Below are 16,361 nucleotides of genomic sequence, written 5' to 3'. Positions count from 1 at the left end.
ACCTTATACGCAGTTGTGCACAAAGTTATCCACAAAACTAACCAACGCCCCTTGATAAACTCAGCTCAAAGTCAGTTATAACGATATCAGCAACACCATAAATGCCCAAGGAAGACACATTTTTCTGGCTCACCGCTCATTTATATCCTCCACGAAGCCGAGGTTGGCGTTCTTAACCGCGAGATCTACCTTAAACATGCCATCTCCTGTTCTTCCTTCTATATATGCAGGGCGTAAGAAGTTTGGCGACATGGAGAACAAGGCTTTTGATGGCGGCAGCATCGTGCGTGAATGTATCCGGTCTTTCTCAAGTGAACAGTTGTTACAGCCGAGCCACGATGAACCCCACACACATCGTTCCTTTATAAATACACTTCGGGCTTTTGGTACTACCTGCTTTCGTCCTGTGTCGATTAACTGTTGTGTTATCAGCTTAAACACAGCAAACCTGTAAAACGTATGCGAACCGGTTTACCTATATAAATGTACGCTGCACGATGATGTCTTTGCCGGCCCGTTCGTGAAGATTCAAAGACTCTGCATTATTGGCACCACCTGATTATGGGCTGCGGAGTACGCTAATCTGTAGGGGCGCAGTGATTGGTGCCGGGAGCGTAATAAAGAGGGAAATCGTTAAGCCGGGGATTTACCCGAGGAACCCGGCTCGGTTGTTGCGTGTGATTTAGCTTTTCATAATTCTTTTACTCCATCTTTGAGCGGCTAAGATCTTCGTAGTATCCAGACCTTTTCGCTCCTACTAAATTGACCCTCGCTCTAATAGAAACCGTTACAGGCATAAATGGAGGGAATCATGACAAACGGTTGGTATCAGGCAGATATCATCGCGGGTTTACGTAAGAAAGGTGCATCGCTGGCAGCACTTTCACGAGCACCTGGTTTGAGTTCATCTACGCTGGCGAACGCTTTAACACGACCTTAGCCAAAAGGGGAATTCTTGATTGCTAAGGTACTTGGGATGCATCCGTCAGAGATTTGGCCGGAAAGGTATTTTGGGGAGGACGGGAAACCGTTTGATCGAGCGAGTTTAATTAGAAAGGCGAAATCATAGCTGAAGGGGTGAAACTCACTTAGCAACGTGTCCATGAATGTTGGGTAAGATCAGCCGGCCATACACCGAAAGCTAATATGTCTTCTTTCTTATCCACTGGCCACAGGTACTTCATGCGCCAGTATAAAGATCCTTTACTCGTCACCTCAAGATACAAATCGCCACCTTCGGCCATTTTGTAGGTTTTCTCTTTTAGTTTGGCTGTTTCGACTTTGCGGGCGTTGAGCTTCATTTTGGGGGCTTATTTTCAATCGAAATGAAGATGCTCCCAATTACGTCCCCACCAATGTCCGGATTGCAATGGATCTGTTCGGACGAACTGGGACCAAAAAATCCTTTCCGCTTTATTTTTAGTAATTTACTGAATGTTACAAACGTTCCCGAACATTCATATGGTGCGAAGGCCGGACTCGCACATAATGATTAACCTTTTGATTTAGAATAAATAAAAAATAATATTTAGATAATGTACCAACATCGATACCAACACATTAAATCATTGATTTTGGGACTCGAATCGGGGTCGAGAACCACTGTGCTGACTAAGCAAAATTCTAACGTGCTGCCAACATCCCTGGGAAGTGCTTAGCAATAATGTCATTCATCTTCTCTATCAGGTCTAAACGCTTAAACGTCAGATGCGCGGTTCCTTTCTGAAAATAACGGATACTGAAGAAATCATCTTCGTAAACATCCTTCGAAGGATTGGTCCGAATATGCTCCATCAATCGAGTAGTAACATCGCCACGGTTGTCGGGTATCGGTTTACCATCCAGCAGAAATAACATTCGTTCCAGGTCCGCTAATTGATCCCGCCGCCAGCCCCAGTTTAAGCTAAAGCCCCAGCGGCTGTGCGTCACCAGATTGCTGACGATGATCTTTTTACCAAAGCTGCAGGGACTATTGGTTTTGTAATCCCACGACAGCCCTTTAAAGACATTGATAATCCCACGCTCAAATACATCCATTTTGTTCCGATGTAGCTGCTCAAAAGTACTGAGGATATTCACCTCGCTGATGGCAGGCAGATCCCCCTCCTCCAGGTTCTTATGCCACTGGTCACGGGCCTGAGCATCCATCAAGGCCATCATTCCAGACTTCAACATCAAGTCTCGCCAGATACTACGATCAATATTGCGGGTAACGGCAGGCAGCGCTTTATCTACCTTTTCGGTCATCCAGCTATCGTAACGGTGCCCGGCCTTCATCGCCCAGTCTTGCGCTGTGCCACCGCCAATTTCTGAGGTTAGCCGTGAAATCGAATCAAGCTGCTGAATGAGTTGTTCTATCTGTTTCAGTGCGGTATCGCGGCCAGTGACCACACGTTCGATATTGGTCGAAAGGATAAGTTCGTTGTGATCTGTTAACACGTCGGGTTCTGTTTGCATCGTTAATCGTCCATAAAAGCAAACACGCCTGCCGGAAGTGGCAGGCGCATTATGCAATGAATAAAAGGAGAGGAAAGTGCAGAGGTAAAAATCAGGAATGATGCTCGAAGAATTTAAGTATTCATCAGCCCGGTAGCTCGTCTAGCTCTGAGAATATCTGTAGCGGTCAGAAATGGCGTCTGCTCCAGCCATGTAAACCCTTTGCGGTCAGTACGTATCAGTTCATAACGTTCCACCAGGAAATTCACCGCATCAGCCAGTGTTATTCCCGCTTCGATATGTTCCTGAATGGCCGCGTCCTCATGGAATGGCGTGTCGTTGAGTGTCAGGCCGTAATGCTGCTCCAGTAGATACGTTAAAAGTTGCTGCCAGACCTGCACAGGTGACAGGCGTGACGAAACCGGCAACGTGACCGGTACAGTTGAGATTTGCATGAGTTGAGTCTCTTAATGAAAGGAACGGAAGATTTGATGGCTTACAAAGCTAAGATGATGCAGAGGATCAGTCTTTAACCTGATTTGATGGATAAATTGCGATATACACGTACCCATGACTGCCCAGCGTATCGGCTTCACAGGTCAACCCGTTACGATACAGCGTGACGCAGTGCCCGCACCGGGGATTCAACTCACCGGAAAGCAGCATCAATTCCATATGTGCGACAAAATGCGGAAAAGCTTCATCCAGAACTCGGTCCTGCATCTTGCTGAACGAACCGTTGAATCCTGCCCGGTCTGCCAGAAAATGCAGGCGATGACCTTCCTGCACCAGCCGTGATCCAAAACACGGTGTGATATCTCGTTTAAGACCCCAGGTTTGTGCAACGTCTTTATTCATAATTTTATTCCTATTTAAAGAAGACCATGTTCGGCTAAAGAGAATATCTGCCTGCCGCCGACAATCAGATGGTCTGGCACCCGGATTTCCACCAGCATCAGCGCCTGTACCAGTCGCTGGGTAATGGCCTTGTCTGCCTGGCTCGGGGTGATCTCGCCGGACGGGTGGTTATGGGCAAATATCACCGCCGCCGCGTTAAAGTACAGGGCTCGCTTTACAACCTCGCGAGGATGGACCTCGGTACGGTTAATCGTTCCGGTGAAGAGCGCCTCATGCGCAATAAGCTGGTTCTGATTATCCAGATACAGCACCCGGAACTCTTCACGCTCAAGAGCAGCCATATGCAGTCGCAGCCACTCCCGGACGGCGAGGGTGGAGGTAAAGGCCACGCCGGACTCATGCAGGTGGCGGTCCAGAGCCCTGAGCGCCCGCTGAATGAGACACCGGTCCTGAGGTGTCATCTCGCCGGGTAAAAAGGAAAGCTGTTTCATTCGTTGCTCCTCCGTTCAGTCGATGATGCGCAGAATAGCGTGAGCTTCAGGATGCTGCAGGGCATAGCCCCGCAGGCGGTAATAGTGCGTAGTCATTGCGTCACACTCTGTACGGCAGGCATGATGGCTGTACGCAATCAAACACACCGCAATGCCGGCGGCTTCCGCACTCATTTCTGCGCCATTGCCGTTCATGTTGTTGAACAAACTCCATACCTCATCGCTGTCAGTATCGGGGACCATAAAAGCGCCACCATTACTCAACGTGTAAAAACTCCAGATTCCGCCACCGTAATCCGCACAAAAGCGGTCCATCCAGGCGAAAATATGCGGCTCCAGGGTTATCCACTGCGGGATAGTGCCAAAGTGCTGCGGCCAGAAGCTGAGGCGCATTTCATCAGGCACTGCAATGGCATGAAGTAAGTTGTCTTCGGTGGACTCTTTCTGACTGTGATTGAGATGATTATTTCGTTCTAACGTCGTGTCATTGTGCATAGTGGTTTTCCTTTCGGTTATTACAGTCGCAGATATGCTGCAGGCATGTTTCCTGTTAGGGCTTACAAACTGCGGTATATGAGAAATTCCTGTGAACGGGATATGGATTTGGAGAGAATGGAAGGCGTAAAGTCAGGCTATCTGGCCCCTAGAACCGGTGTATTTTTTTTGTCTGTTACTGGTACTGACTGAAAGGTCGAGCATGTTCTCCGTCATCACCCACAGTGAACTATTGAGCTTCACATCCCCGTCGATACGCCAGCATGAGGTTACGATAAAAGTGTTTATTCACCGACAGGGCTCGATCATCGGCTCGTACTGCGTAGGGCGTGAAGTATCGAAGTCAGCTGTTGCTCAAAGGCCTGAGGGCCGTCAGATTTTTGCATGCGGAGATCTCAGAGTGAAAAATAAAAAGCCTCGCAACCAATAATGGATGCGAGGGATTCACAGAGATAATATCTATCTGAAATTATTTAGAATACAAGCAGATAACCTAAAGCTGTAGTCGCGTCAATTTTAAATTACAGCTCGTGGGTGACTGGCAGCCATGTGCCAGGAGCGGACATTGCTAAGCCCGCACTGTATTAATTGTAGATGTTCGGGTCACGTGTTCTCGTTTTGGAAAAAACGCAAAAACTGAATAGTCTGCTGATTCATGGTTTCAATGGACGCCAGATGCTCAGGTTTTTTCCACTTAATACCGATAATGTGCAGCAAATCCCGGTAAAAAATGCTGAATTTACCCCGAGGGTAAAGGATCGCTAGCTCGTTATCCATTTGTTCCAACCATGTGTGGCAATGGCTATTTAATTGAATGGTGTACGTTAGTACGTCGTTATATTGTTTCTCGAGTTCTGGTTTTAGTGCGCGTAGTTTTTCATGCTCTTGCTCAACGAGCACTTCTTGGTCCTGAAAAGCGCGGGCTTTGGTCCAAGCCCCTTTTGCTGCGAAATAGATAATCGGCGCCGCAACTATCCCCCCCAGTACCAGCATACCGCCGCTCATTCCAGCTCCGCCCGCGGCGAGCGCACCACCACCGAACCAGGCTAGTGTCGCATTGGTTGCGGCGACACCAGACAACGTGCCGATAGTCGTGCCCGTAGACGCGGTGCCAATGGCTGAAACAAGCGCCCACGCGCCCAATGCCATTGAGCCGCCCATAATCCCACCAAATCCCACGCTGAGTACGCCGGAATACTGTTGATTGAATAGCTCAATACTCTGCAATGCATGCATTGTTGGCCTGGACTGTTTTTCGAGAGAGGAGGAGGTGGTCTCTAATAATTGCTCGATATTATCCAGTCTGGTTTTTACGGTTTTTAGCGTATCACCCAACTCACTAATGCGATTATCAATCTTGGTTTTTATTAACGTTACTTCGTCATGCGTTGTTTTATAGGAAGCATGAGTGGATTCGAAACTTGCTTTCGCATGCTCTAATTCCAGCGATCCACCGAGTGTGACAATAGCATTCGCAGTGCGAAGCCCTGCTTTTAATAATCCCATGTTGTGCCTTGTCAGGTTAAACCTAGATTGCTTTTATTATCAGGTGGGAATTGCCATACATTTCAGTAAACGTTTTCCACCTTTCGACAAGGGCTCCACGATTAACTTTGTACGAAACATGCAATTTTTTCCCATGATACCTTGTGTATTCTTTATCTTGGATCTGCGGAGCAAAGTAAATAAGTAACGAGTCCGGATCGATAGCAAATAGATCCAGATCGTACAAAGTATGCATGTCACAACGCAGTAATAGCCCATTGCTTACGTGGTTGTGTGTATCATTTTTGTATGCAGTGATATGCGCAGCTTCGAGGATATCAACGATTGCACAATTACTAACTGCGCATTGAGTCGCTAGGGTTATCAAACTGTCACGAAATGCTTTTTGCCCACGCCTTTGCTTAATTTGCCGTATAACTGCTTTTCTCTGATCTTCTGCATTGAGGAGAGTATCGTCACTGTCCGCTTCGGTAGGGCTCAGTTGATTGACTCCGCCAAACAGATGATTTGCCCATTCAAAATCAATCTCTTGAATTGAACTTTGAACGTTGTAGCGTGGAGTGTTAGAAATTAAATCTGTTATGGAGACAGAATTAATGGGTTTGTAGTTTTTTTTATAGTCAGCTTTAAATTCCAATGCGGGAGCGTCTTCTACCTTCGGGTAATCAAATTCATGCCCATTACTGCAGCGCCACTCTGGTTTTTTAAATTTCCGATGGATCAACTTTGCTGGAGCGCAGCCCTCATAAGGGCATCGGTTACGAATTTTTATGTATGGTGCCGATGACAGATTATCTATAACTGATATTCCCAGGATATTTTTTCTATCAGTAACTATTACAATATCCCCTTTTTTAACCTGCTTATGGTTTGGGACAAAGTTGTCATATCTGTAAAAACTAGTTGAGTCGTCGTGATAACCATTATTCCCAAAGTACCGGAGATCATCCTGACCAACTGCTTTAAAAGACCATGCCTTCTGATTCATCCTATTGATTCCATGATAAAAATAGCAGTTGAATCATAAAACAATAATTAGTTGATGAAAACAAGCAGTACACCGCTTCAGCTTGAAGCAGTCTAGTAACAATGACCATAAAAGATAAGTCCCAACGTCCGCTCCTCGCTCATAGCTACCCTAGGTCGTTGATACTGGCTTTTTGTACCAGATATAGTCATTTACACCCTGAGAGTTACACTTTTAAGTGATTCAGGGTATGCGCATATCGCTCTGAACGTCGGCTGCAAGGAGGAGGTGGATCGGATGGCGGAGCAGGCGCGTCTGAACGGCACACTGCTAAGCCCACCGCGCATGATCGGGGGTGGGTTTTATGAAGCGGTGATTGCAGATCCGGACGGGAATCGGGTTTAGCTGATGGGGTGTGATCTCTTGAAAACCGTATGTCGATCCCTGTATCGGATAGTTTAACTTTCCCGATATTGATCATAATATCTTAAAATTCACACAGATAAGTTATCAATGCCCAACAAGCATAAGGAAGCACCCTTGGACACAGCAGAACATGACGTTAAATTTGCATGGGCTCGTTTTTATGAGGTATTTGCCAGCGCGTTACTGACTTGGCGGAACCGGAGAGACGAATTAGTCAAAGGCATTCACCTGATTGCCGCAGATGTCGACGGGATGTCCCATCTGCAGGACAAACCCGCCAAGGGTGAGGCCTTTCCTTTAAAAGATATTTGTCCGTTTACTACCATGGGCTTGTTCAATCGCAGCCTGACCGACACCAATCGCAAAATTATTGCCGCCAGGCTGGCGAATTTGTTGGGCGTGAACGAACCGGTTCCTGACTCCTTTGCAGGTATCCCGCTGCTGAATAACCAAAAATCCTGGTTCTTTAGTTATGAAAGGTCGCGCGATCCTGATGACATTGAACGCTTGTGGGAGATGTTCTCACAGGCAATGACGTTTGCAGATAACCAGAATACCAATTCCGCAGACTTCACTTCCGCATATGACATCGCTTCTGCAGTGATGAATGTCGGCTGGAATCTGACCATGGGGCTGTACTGGGCCCGTCCCTGGTTCTACCCCACTTTGGATAGTCAGTCGCAGTATTACATCCAGAAAGTGTTAAACATTAAGATCCTTAAAAACGGGGAAAAAGGTCGCTGCAGTGGGCAAAGCTACCTGAGCATTATGCAGGCGCTGAACAAGGCCTTTACCCAACCCAACTATCCGGTTCATTCCTTCCCGGAACTCTCTCTGTCAGCGTGGAATACCGATCTTAGCCAGTCTAAAGATGAAGTGGAAAATCGAACGTGGAAAGCCTCTCTACTGAATAAAATTAAGGCGTTATGCCTGAAAAAAGAGAGCCCTTATTTCACTGCTTCGGAGTTGAAAGAAAACTACCTGGACGTATTCAAGGCAGAGCGTCCTGAGAGCAAAACGGTTACAAGCTCAATCTATTTTTATCTGCAGAAATTACGCAATGATGATGAGTTAAAATTCCTTGAGTCCGGAAATTATGAATACCTGAATTTTGAAAAAAACGAATCCCAGACGATAACTGAGGAAACAGTCGAAGAGAGTGCGCCGCCACCAAAACTCACTCACGCGCCTTACGCCATCAGTCATCTGATTCGGGAGGGCTGTTTCCTGGAAAAGGCGAAGATCCAACTCACACTTCAGCGCCTGATCGACAAGAAAAACCTGATCCTACAAGGACCACCAGGAACCGGAAAAACCTGGCTGGCGCGCCGTCTGGCGTACTGCTTAATGGGAGAACAAGCGCCTGAGCGTATTAGCGCGGTACAATTTCACCCGAACCTCTCTTACGAAGACTTTATTCGTGGCTGGCGTCCAGGGAAAGAGGGGCGATTAACGCTAATCGATGGACCTTTTGTGAATGCAATCAAAACTGCGATCAATAATCCTGCCGCGAAATATGTGGTGATTATTGAAGAGATTAACCGTGGCAATCCGGCGCAAATATTCGGTGAAACACTCACGTTGATGGAAGCCGATAAACGCACACCGACCGAGGCGCTGGCGCTCTCCTACAGTGAAAATCCTGATGAAAAAATCTACATCCCTGAGAATCTGTATATTATCGGCACGATGAATATTGCAGACCGCTCCCTGGCACTACTCGATCTGGCACTGCGCCGCCGTTTCGCATTTATCGATCTAAAGCCAGCGTTTAATGACGCGTGGAAAAACTGGGTAAATCATAAATTCGCAATTGATTTAGACCTGTTAGCCATCATCGAATTTCGACTGACGGCGCTAAACGAGATGCTGGCAAAAGATATCACCTTAGGGCCGCAGTTTTGTATCGGTCACAGCTATGTCACCCCAGCCACCGGTCAGCAAATCAACGAAGCTCAGGCCTGGTATGAACAGGTCGTCGATACAGAGATCTGCCCTTTGCTCGCCGAATACTGGTTTGATGCCCCAAACAAAGTCGACGAAGCCAGAAAAGTGTTATTAGCAGAATGACGACAATCACCGGCAGTGAGCAACATAAAGCGTCACGCATTCCCGTGCGAAATCTTTGGCTGCTGATGCTGTACGCTTCAGATCTGTTTCGCCAGTTGGGACGCAGTCATATTGCGGTTGAAGATAACCCAGCAGAAATACCCGACCTGGTGGCGACAATCTTGCTACATGAGATTGCGCTGCGCCGTCGCCGCAATTTAAGCATGGGATACCAAACCCGTCATGCGGCCCTGAACCGGGTGAGAGGACGCATTGATGTACTGTATACGGCCAGTCATCAGTTGCTGGAGCGGGGTCGGGTCGCCTGCCATTTTCAGGACATGACCCTCGACAACCCGCGAAACCGCTATGTTCGCTGCGCGTTAGAACGTCTGACCCCGATCATAACGAAGCCGTCGCTGGCAGCGGATTGCCACGTTATGGCAATTTCACTTCGCCGTGAGGGAATAAACGGAGGGTATCCTGACAACCGCGAACTGCCCTCGGTACGGCGTTTTGGACGCCATGATGCCGCTGATAAACCGATGGTCGATGCCGCACAATTAGCTTTTGAACTGCTGATGCCGACCGAAGATCAAGGGCAACATCTTTTGCCCGCGCCCTCAGATAATCTTTACTGGATGAGAAGGCTATTTGAAAAAGGTATTGCGGGCTTTTATCATGTACACCTCGCCAAAACAACCTGGCGGATTTCTGCCGGGAAAGAGCTGAAATGGGCGTTGAGCGATCAAAGTGCGGGCAGCGCAGAGATTTTTCCGAAGATGAAGTCAGACATTATTCTTGAACACAAGATGGCCCAGCAGCGCATTATTATCGATACCAAGTTTAATGCAATCCTGACAAAGGGCTGGCATCGGGATCAATCGCTACGTAATAGTTATATTTATCAGTTATATACCTACATTAGAACACAGGAGAGCAAGGCGGACCCACTTTCGCTCAATGCCGCTGGTCTTCTGCTTCATCCCGCCGTTGGCTATATGCTTAATGAGTATGTTGTCACTCAGGGACATAAGATCCATTTTGCTACGGTAGATATGGCGGTAGATGCCAAAACAATTAAAAGACAATTACTGGAATTAGCCCATGATTGCGCGGGAGTCGCGGCTGATGGCTTGCCACTTCATAAAGCAGTGGCTGCAATATAATCTACTATTGCAGCCACATAGCTGTTATCCGTGCTTAATCATCACATGACGCACCACGGTGTAATCTTCCAGCCCATACATTGTCATATCCTTGCCGTACCCGGAGAGTTTCTGCCTGCCGTGGGGCATTTCGCTGACCAGCATAAAGTGGGTATTTACCCAAGTGCAACCATACTGCAGGCGGGCGCTGAGGCGATAGGCGCGGCCCACATCCAGACCGATGACGCCAGGCCCGAAACGCATCCCTGTGCTGTTCGGCGAAGCTTAGCGGTCTGCCGGTTAGCTGAGTGGGGCTGACGCCCCGGCAGGCAGGGGAGCCGGAGGGTCATCAGATAATCGGTGTTCTTGAATTTGAATCATCTGCCAGGTAAACCAAGGCAACACAGTTAACAGTAGTAAATGGATTGTTCGGCAGACCCTTAAATCGGCTTTGCAGCAGAGGTGACAGTTGATGACCCTCGCCCGCTTTACCTTTCAGGGACCGGCTCCACAAAGAGAGGGTAGCCCTAGCCGTTAATCATCCTCCTCGTCATCGTATGTTTCGTCATCCTGATCACCGTAGAAGTCGTTGTCATTTTCAGACGACTGAGAGGCCTTGATGACTTCTTCAGCACCAACATCCTGAAGCGTGCTATCGAGAGTGTCCAGGTCTTCCGTCGCCTCTTGGAATTTTTCATTCACTTCAGCAGCAGGAATTTTGCCTTCGGCCAGGTCTTCCAGCGTCTGGATTGCGGTATCAACGCCGGGCGTATCATCCTTTACGCGCAACGCTTCCTCACCCAGCGGGATGTCATCCAAAGGTATCGTACGCGTGCTATCGATGTCGATACCACGCTCATCCTCCAGTCTGATACGCGCGGCATTATTGATGCCATCAGCGATATCAATGAACTCCTCAGCGGTCTCTTTCAACGCTTGGGCCCGCTCCAGTGCATCATCAATGTCTTGCGTTGTTACATCACTCATGACTATCACCTTCTCAAAATGCGAGGCGACATACCCCGCTGAGAAGAGAATAAATTCAATGAGGCATTGAAATCAACATAAATAAAAAAATATACAAGTTGATTAATTTTCAAATTAATTTATGATTATTTATCAACTTGCATGAAAACGTTAAATTTTTACTTTAACTTAAATTATTTTAATCCTGAATAATAAAGATGTGATTACAGCCCCTCTGACTGCTATCATTTTCAGCACTAGCATTATCATCACGTTGATGAAAAAAGCCACCTTTAGAAAATTTAGCTAAAGCTGAATGGCATAAAAAAGATCACAAACCCTCATCAACATTCTTTTAAGAGGCCCAAATGCACCTATCCGAACATAATAAAAACCTGTTCATAACGTTTCTCTCTGGCACCGCCGCCCCTTTCCCACACATATATGATGCAGTCAGCGAACAGTTGCTCCTACTCATTCTTAAAGCCAGGCAGTTGAATGAAGATCCTGAGTACAGCAAATGGTTTGCTGAGCAGCATCAGGTACTTACAATGCTGCAAGCCCAGAGTGAAAAAATTAGCAAAATTTATCCACAAAATAGCCTTGTGCTTAATTTTCAGGAGCCCAAGCAGGACAGCCTCATGGATGCACTGATATTCATGCATCAAATCTATACAGGTTTTGATGAGGGCAAGGTCAGCCTTAAGACATGGGGAGAGATGAACCGGCAACCAGCAGAGCAGGGATTTCGCTATGCGGAACAAAACAAACTCCGTGAGGAATTTATTCATGATGATATGTTTGCCATCCTGACAGAGGGTCCGACACATTGCCCGCCAATTCCTCCTCAGGCACGAAAAGGCTACTGCCATCAGGATCTTTCCATCGCGCACTCATGCAGTAGCATGCTTCTTTCCCGATTAAACAATTTCCACAAGATTGATTCGCTACCGATACTCGCTGATGCGATTTACAACTTAATTACTGCCTTACGCCATGCCAGGATTGCTGTTCCCGACTGCCTGTCCGAATTTGAAAAAGTACACAGGGACATCATGGGAGGGGAAAGACGGGAAAGCTATGTTTTAAAAAATATCATCAAATTAATCAACGATGAAGGGCGTGATAAGTTCATTGAAAGGATAGCTGAACAGTGCGGACCTCAGCACGCCGACTACTTGTTCAGTCAGTTTGTAGGCATCTATGCCTCGGAGATCATACAGTGGTTCGCTGAGCTTCAGATTTATTTCAAATATGTGCAATCAACACCATTTGACTGGAAATTCACAACCGTTGCAGCTGATACCCGCGCCCTCTCAGAAGAGGAAGAGCAGAAACCGACCGTGGCATGGGAGAGCGACTATTGCCAGATTTCAATTAAGCGAGACACCCTCCTGAAACTCATCCAGACCAATGCCTTGCATGATGCAGCCGACTCTCTGGCAGACTGCCTCCTGCGTATTTATGGTCAGCCTGCCGAAGTGATGTTCAGAGAGAAAGGTGCAGCTCCGCCAATCTCCGACACCGAACGTCAAGTCTACAATTTTAACAGCTATCATTTATACAGCACTCTTCAAGGCAATTATCAGAAGAGCATAGGTATTGTGCAATCTTTTGAAAAATGGCATGAAAATAATAAAGCGCTTCTGATTAGCCACAAAAAAACACGTATTGAGCGCATCGATGTCCAAGTCCGTCTGGCCGGGTTGAGATGCTATGACCTGAAAATGGGCATTCCCGACGGCAACAGATTGAAAGTAAAAGACGGTGTTTATGATCTGGTAAAACATGACACCAGCCTTCGCTTTGAAAACTCCATCAGTGACATCTCACTTCAGCGATACCATTCCCAGGTAAAAAAAATCATCAATAAGGACATAGATGGCTTGCTGCTGAGCCAGCGAAAAAATAATTCTAAAAGTCCATTCAGTGGCGCACATCACGCTATAAAGCCTCTATGGAGCAAGAGTGAAATTCTTGAGGAAGAATAAATTTTACGGTGGGATGAATCTTTGTAGGGGTGCTTTGAGTCAATCGAGGCACCGTAGTGTTAATAATGACTAGAGAACTTCAGATGCTCGCTCTCAGCAGATCTTACAACCAGAAGCGGATACATCTATCTGAAGAGATAAACTGACCACTGCACTTATCTTTCAGAAATGCCTGGGCTATCAGTGGAGATTCAGGAACAAAAAAGAAAACCCCGACAGCCGGAGGCAATCAGGGTTGTTGTGGACTTGAAAATACAGCAGTCAGTCGTTAGTGCAGTCTGCTAATGTTGGCAGGACTTTTTGTGCATTCTGCACATCAGGGCTGAACGTCCCCGCTTTACGGTTATTGATGTAAACCTCAAACTGCCCTGCCTGACGAATATCTTTGATAAAGTCATACCAAGCGTTATCACCGTTGCGCCAGCCCAGGGATGAAGGGATTGCGTACTGCTGGTGGTTCATTACCACCGTGATAGAGGTGCCGTCATCGTGCGAACTGACCATTCTGTTATCCGTCTGGGTCAGAAAAACTGAATGCTGGTAGAAACCATTCTGGTCAGGATTTCCAGTACAGTTGATGGTAAACATCTTCCCGCTGGCGTCCGTCACGCTGTATTCCGCATTGCCCTGGCCGTAACCCTGTTGCCAGAGTCCGGGAACAGCAGAGGCATTAAAGCTGGCGAGCAGTGCGCCTGCCAGCACAAACCGGGTGAGTGAACGAGTATTCATTTCTTTCTCCTTTGTCGTTGTCTTTATTCCCGATTATCAGGATTTGACGGTATCAGCAGCCGTCCCATCAGCTTGCCGTCATGGGAATATTCAAGGAATCGCTCCTGAGTGTGTGGATCGGTCTCTTCGTGATATTGCAGCGTGATGTTGTCGGCTATGCACAACGCATTCATCAGCGGCTGAACGGTTTTTTCCTCCATATCCACCAGATAGTAGTAATTACCACCCTCGCAACCATCGGGTGACTGGCGGGTACGTAAGATCTGCAGAGTGGGGCCTGAGAGAGCAATCTGCGACCACTCTTCCCTGACATCATTCTGACGGCTGACTACTTCACTGAAGCGTGGAGGTGTGAGGTCCTTGAACTTGCTGATGGCCTTCAGGTCATCACTCCGGTCATCGCAGGCGGCCAGAAACAGGCTGGCGGTAAGTACCGTCAGCAGAGATAGTGTTTTACGTTTCATTTTTTCTTTCCTGATATCAGACGAACCACTTTGGCAAAGACATAAATCCCCACGAAAATGCCTACGGGTACGCCGACGAACGGCGTCAGTGCAACACTGGCAGCACCGGCTGTACCGCCGCCCGTCAGCAGAGCGGCAACGGTGGCAAGCGTCAGGGCTATGAGGCTGTCGGACACCCCGGTTTTGTTCAGAATGATGACGATGACAACAATGGCGATAATGGCAATAACGGGCATCGGGATCCTCCCTGCTGCCGGGTTGATAACAACGCCTGTGCTATTCCGGTGGGCTGTCAGCCGGAACAAACGCAAGCAATGACTGCTGGATAAAACGAAAATGGGGTAAGGCCTGAATGAAAACCGGGTCCTCGACCAGGCGGCACAGATTGTCATTGCGGCGGAAAGTCTCCTGCAGAGGCTGAACCAGATGGATTTCATCCAGGGTGAATACGGCGATATGTCCGCCATGTTCAGCAACCAGATACCAGGCCTGCTGGTGGATGAGCAACCGGCAGGGTGCCAGTCGCTCACAGCGCCGACCTTCTGCAATCAGCGTCACCCGCCTGCGCCCGGTAATAGCCTGAATCAGCCGCCAGAATGACAGTGGCCCTGACGGTGTGGATACAGGGCCAGCCGGAGCGATGACGCAGGGGGACTCATCACTCATAAGCAGTGCATTCACCAGACGACGATCAAGGCCCGGAAAAAGACCTGCCAGCCCGCTCCGGTGGGCAAAGATAAGCACGTCGGACACCATCTGTGTCTCACTGCCAGCAGTGCGTAAGCGGCAGTAACCGGACTGATATTCCAGGTCCAGATAAATCAGCCGCTCACGAAAATCCCGCCGCAGCGTGCGCACCGACACGCCAAACTCAACGGCCAGTTTGCGCACGCTCAGTGTTTCCCCCGCCACCAGGCGACTGATGATCAGTGACAGCCTGACAGCCAGCCGGTCATGGCGGCGTTCTGCCTGGGTCATGAGAGGTTCTCCCTCTAAGTTAACTGACTGAAAACAATGTGATTACTTTAAAGAGGTGGTCGGACAGGGTATGGACACTGCAGAAACTATTTTTCATTTCTGCGAAAGTCAGATATAGCAGGGGTTGCAGGCCATACCAGGGAGAGTGAGGCCTACTGGCATGTCGTAACGCGGACAGGTTGTGTCCGATATTAACAACATGGCAACATGAGAAGGCTACTGTAGTTGCGTAAGCAGTGTTTCCGCCATCACCCACAGCGCCCGGTTGAGCTTCACATCCCCGTCAATGCCACGCACAGCACGGGTATGTGTTCGCCCGCCTTTAACATTACGGCCACTGAGCCCGCCCTTAATCAGGTTTTCCTGCACACGCTGATAGGTTGTCCACAGGTCATTGTTCTCATCCTGCCAGCGGCGTGGGGAGAGTATCTGCGATTCACTGACAGGCTGGTGGTCCTCACCAAAGCGGTACGTGAGCGCGGCTTTTGCCAGTGCCTGCTGAGCGGGAGGTGGTAATAGCAGCGATTGCATGGCATCCCGTTTCTCCTCTACCCTGTCAAAAATCCCCAGTACCTCATACGCCCCTTCAATCACCTGACTCACCACATCTCCTTTGTGTGGCACCCGCACCTCGCCAAACGACTCACCGCAGACGAGCCCATTCTGACAAACCGCACGAAATAAGCCCGGCAGCATCTGATACGAACTTGTGCCGTCATGCGAGTTGAGCAGAATGATTTCCGGCACCTGTTTACCGGTAATCTGTCCCTCCCGGCGCAGGCGCAGCATGTGCTTTGTGTGTTCCCGACGATTCGGGTCACGTACCCGGGTCTGACAGGCAAAGAATGGCTGAAAGT

General features: G+C 48.3%; 17 protein-coding genes and 3 pseudogenes. 5 read left to right on the top strand and 15 right to left on the bottom strand.

What is annotated here, in order from left to right; all coding sequences use genetic code 11:
- Positions 1–811: 811 nt before the first annotated feature.
- Positions 812–1,069 (top strand): annotated as a pseudogene (locus GBAG_RS21955) (helix-turn-helix domain-containing protein).
- 55 nt (positions 1,070–1,124) lie between these two features.
- Here GBAG_RS21955 and GBAG_RS02350 read toward each other — a convergent pair.
- The 8 genes and pseudogenes from GBAG_RS02350 to GBAG_RS02315 all read right to left on the bottom strand — a co-directional run.
- Positions 1,125–1,301: pseudogene (locus tag GBAG_RS02350) on the bottom strand (Arm DNA-binding domain-containing protein); the annotation flags it as partial.
- Positions 1,302–1,623: 322 nt separating this feature from the next.
- Complete coding sequence (locus GBAG_RS02345) at positions 1,624–2,457, bottom strand: DUF4942 domain-containing protein (protein WP_034493144.1); 834 nt, start codon at positions 2,455–2,457, stop codon at positions 1,624–1,626.
- A 113-nt stretch (positions 2,458–2,570) separates the two neighbouring features.
- The gene (locus tag GBAG_RS02340) at positions 2,571–2,891 is read right to left on the bottom strand and encodes a TA system toxin CbtA family protein (RefSeq protein ID WP_034493141.1); all 321 of its coding nucleotides are present in this window, start codon (positions 2,889–2,891) and stop codon (positions 2,571–2,573) included.
- Between the two features lie 67 nt (positions 2,892–2,958).
- The gene (locus GBAG_RS02335; RefSeq protein ID WP_034493139.1) at positions 2,959–3,294 is read right to left on the bottom strand and encodes a type IV toxin-antitoxin system YeeU family antitoxin; all 336 of its coding nucleotides are present in this window, start codon (positions 3,292–3,294) and stop codon (positions 2,959–2,961) included.
- Positions 3,295–3,308: 14 nt separating this feature from the next.
- Positions 3,309–3,785 carry a RadC family protein gene (radC, locus tag GBAG_RS02330; protein WP_034493136.1) on the bottom strand — a complete coding sequence of 159 codons (477 nt, stop codon included), beginning with the start codon at positions 3,783–3,785 and terminating at the stop codon, positions 3,309–3,311.
- Positions 3,786–3,800: 15 nt separating this feature from the next.
- Positions 3,801–4,280, bottom strand: coding sequence for an antirestriction protein (locus GBAG_RS02325; protein ID WP_034493134.1), 480 nt, complete (start codon positions 4,278–4,280; stop codon positions 3,801–3,803).
- Positions 4,281–4,883: 603 nt separating this feature from the next.
- On the bottom strand, positions 4,884–5,786 hold the full coding sequence (locus GBAG_RS22985) for a hypothetical protein (RefSeq protein ID WP_051873620.1): 903 nt from the start codon (positions 5,784–5,786) through the stop codon (positions 4,884–4,886).
- A gap of 22 nt (positions 5,787–5,808) precedes the next feature.
- Positions 5,809–6,774, bottom strand: a complete 966-nt coding sequence (locus GBAG_RS02315; protein WP_034493131.1) for an HNH endonuclease — start codon at positions 6,772–6,774, stop codon at positions 5,809–5,811.
- A 225-nt stretch (positions 6,775–6,999) separates the two neighbouring features.
- Here GBAG_RS02315 and GBAG_RS23220 point away from each other — a divergent pair.
- From GBAG_RS23220 to mcrC, 3 genes and pseudogenes are all read left to right on the top strand, one after another.
- A pseudogene (locus GBAG_RS23220) lies at positions 7,000–7,158 on the top strand (glyoxalase/bleomycin resistance/extradiol dioxygenase family protein); the annotation flags it as partial.
- 135 nt (positions 7,159–7,293) lie between these two features.
- Positions 7,294–9,249 (top strand): AAA family ATPase, encoded by a 1,956-nt coding sequence (locus GBAG_RS02305; RefSeq protein ID WP_034493128.1) that lies wholly within the window; start codon positions 7,294–7,296, stop codon positions 9,247–9,249.
- Positions 9,246–10,397, top strand: a complete 1,152-nt coding sequence (gene mcrC / locus GBAG_RS02300) for a 5-methylcytosine-specific restriction endonuclease system specificity protein McrC (protein ID WP_034493125.1) — start codon at positions 9,246–9,248, stop codon at positions 10,395–10,397. Before GBAG_RS02305 ends, mcrC begins: the two co-directional genes overlap by 4 nt.
- A 24-nt stretch (positions 10,398–10,421) precedes the next feature.
- Here the strand turns inward: mcrC and GBAG_RS02295 are convergent, their stop codons facing one another.
- Together GBAG_RS02295 and GBAG_RS02290 are read right to left on the bottom strand one after the other, a co-directional pair.
- Positions 10,422–10,640, bottom strand: a complete 219-nt coding sequence (locus GBAG_RS02295; protein WP_281629398.1) for an aldehyde dehydrogenase family protein — start codon at positions 10,638–10,640, stop codon at positions 10,422–10,424.
- A gap of 270 nt (positions 10,641–10,910) precedes the next feature.
- Positions 10,911–11,363: a hypothetical protein gene (locus tag GBAG_RS02290; RefSeq protein ID WP_034493122.1), complete on the bottom strand. Its 453-nt coding sequence runs from the start codon at positions 11,361–11,363 to the stop codon at positions 10,911–10,913.
- 347 nt (positions 11,364–11,710) lie between these two features.
- Here GBAG_RS02290 and GBAG_RS02285 point away from each other — a divergent pair, with 347 nt between their 5' ends.
- The gene (locus tag GBAG_RS02285) at positions 11,711–13,333 is read left to right on the top strand and encodes a hypothetical protein (protein ID WP_051873619.1); all 1,623 of its coding nucleotides are present in this window, start codon (positions 11,711–11,713) and stop codon (positions 13,331–13,333) included.
- 261 nt (positions 13,334–13,594) lie between these two features.
- Here the strand turns inward: GBAG_RS02285 and GBAG_RS02280 are convergent, their stop codons facing one another.
- The 5 genes from GBAG_RS02280 to GBAG_RS02260 form a co-directional block, all read right to left on the bottom strand.
- Positions 13,595–14,062: a hypothetical protein gene (locus GBAG_RS02280; RefSeq protein WP_034493120.1), complete on the bottom strand. Its 468-nt coding sequence runs from the start codon at positions 14,060–14,062 to the stop codon at positions 13,595–13,597.
- 23 nt (positions 14,063–14,085) lie between these two features.
- On the bottom strand, positions 14,086–14,526 hold the full coding sequence (locus GBAG_RS02275) for a YfjS/YafY family lipoprotein (RefSeq protein WP_034493119.1): 441 nt from the start codon (positions 14,524–14,526) through the stop codon (positions 14,086–14,088).
- Positions 14,523–14,762 carry a protein YpjK gene (gene ypjK / locus GBAG_RS02270; protein ID WP_034493116.1) on the bottom strand — a complete coding sequence of 80 codons (240 nt, stop codon included), beginning with the start codon at positions 14,760–14,762 and terminating at the stop codon, positions 14,523–14,525. Before ypjK ends, GBAG_RS02275 begins: the two co-directional genes overlap by 4 nt.
- A gap of 40 nt (positions 14,763–14,802) precedes the next feature.
- A complete protein-coding gene (locus tag GBAG_RS02265) occupies positions 14,803–15,504 on the bottom strand; it encodes a WYL domain-containing protein (protein WP_034493113.1) in 702 nt (233 codons plus the stop codon).
- Positions 15,505–15,720: 216 nt separating this feature from the next.
- A partial coding sequence (locus GBAG_RS02260) for a DUF932 domain-containing protein (RefSeq protein WP_034493110.1) occupies positions 15,721–16,361 on the bottom strand: 641 nt, incomplete at its 5' end.

This window comes from Buttiauxella agrestis ATCC 33320 (assembly GCF_000735355.1).
Taxonomy (GTDB): Bacteria; Pseudomonadota; Gammaproteobacteria; order Enterobacterales; family Enterobacteriaceae; genus Buttiauxella; species Buttiauxella agrestis.
Note: the sequence above shows the minus strand (reverse complement) of the source record. Positions and strands in the feature narration are given on the sequence as shown.

Coding starts and splice junctions, on each gene's coding strand:
- GBAG_RS02335 (WP_034493139.1), bottom strand. CDS start 3,294: ATGAATAAAGACGTTGCACAAACCTGGGGTCTTAAACGAGATATCACA.
- GBAG_RS02315 (WP_034493131.1), bottom strand. CDS start 6,774: ATGAATCAGAAGGCATGGTCTTTTAAAGCAGTTGGTCAGGATGATCTC.
- ypjK (WP_034493116.1), bottom strand. CDS start 14,762: ATGCCCGTTATTGCCATTATCGCCATTGTTGTCATCGTCATCATTCTG.
- mcrC (WP_034493125.1), top strand. CDS start 9,246: ATGACGACAATCACCGGCAGTGAGCAACATAAAGCGTCACGCATTCCC.
- GBAG_RS02295 (WP_281629398.1), bottom strand. CDS start 10,640: ATGCGTTTCGGGCCTGGCGTCATCGGTCTGGATGTGGGCCGCGCCTAT.
- GBAG_RS02340 (WP_034493141.1), bottom strand. CDS start 2,891: ATGCAAATCTCAACTGTACCGGTCACGTTGCCGGTTTCGTCACGCCTG.
- GBAG_RS22985 (WP_051873620.1), bottom strand. CDS start 5,786: ATGGGATTATTAAAAGCAGGGCTTCGCACTGCGAATGCTATTGTCACA.
- GBAG_RS02280 (WP_034493120.1), bottom strand. CDS start 14,062: ATGAATACTCGTTCACTCACCCGGTTTGTGCTGGCAGGCGCACTGCTC.
- GBAG_RS02275 (WP_034493119.1), bottom strand. CDS start 14,526: ATGAAACGTAAAACACTATCTCTGCTGACGGTACTTACCGCCAGCCTG.
- GBAG_RS02285 (WP_051873619.1), top strand. CDS start 11,711: ATGCACCTATCCGAACATAATAAAAACCTGTTCATAACGTTTCTCTCT.
- radC (WP_034493136.1), bottom strand. CDS start 3,785: ATGAAACAGCTTTCCTTTTTACCCGGCGAGATGACACCTCAGGACCGG.
- GBAG_RS02265 (WP_034493113.1), bottom strand. CDS start 15,504: ATGACCCAGGCAGAACGCCGCCATGACCGGCTGGCTGTCAGGCTGTCA.
- GBAG_RS02290 (WP_034493122.1), bottom strand. CDS start 11,363: ATGAGTGATGTAACAACGCAAGACATTGATGATGCACTGGAGCGGGCC.
- GBAG_RS02325 (WP_034493134.1), bottom strand. CDS start 4,280: ATGCACAATGACACGACGTTAGAACGAAATAATCATCTCAATCACAGT.
- GBAG_RS02345 (WP_034493144.1), bottom strand. CDS start 2,457: ATGCAAACAGAACCCGACGTGTTAACAGATCACAACGAACTTATCCTT.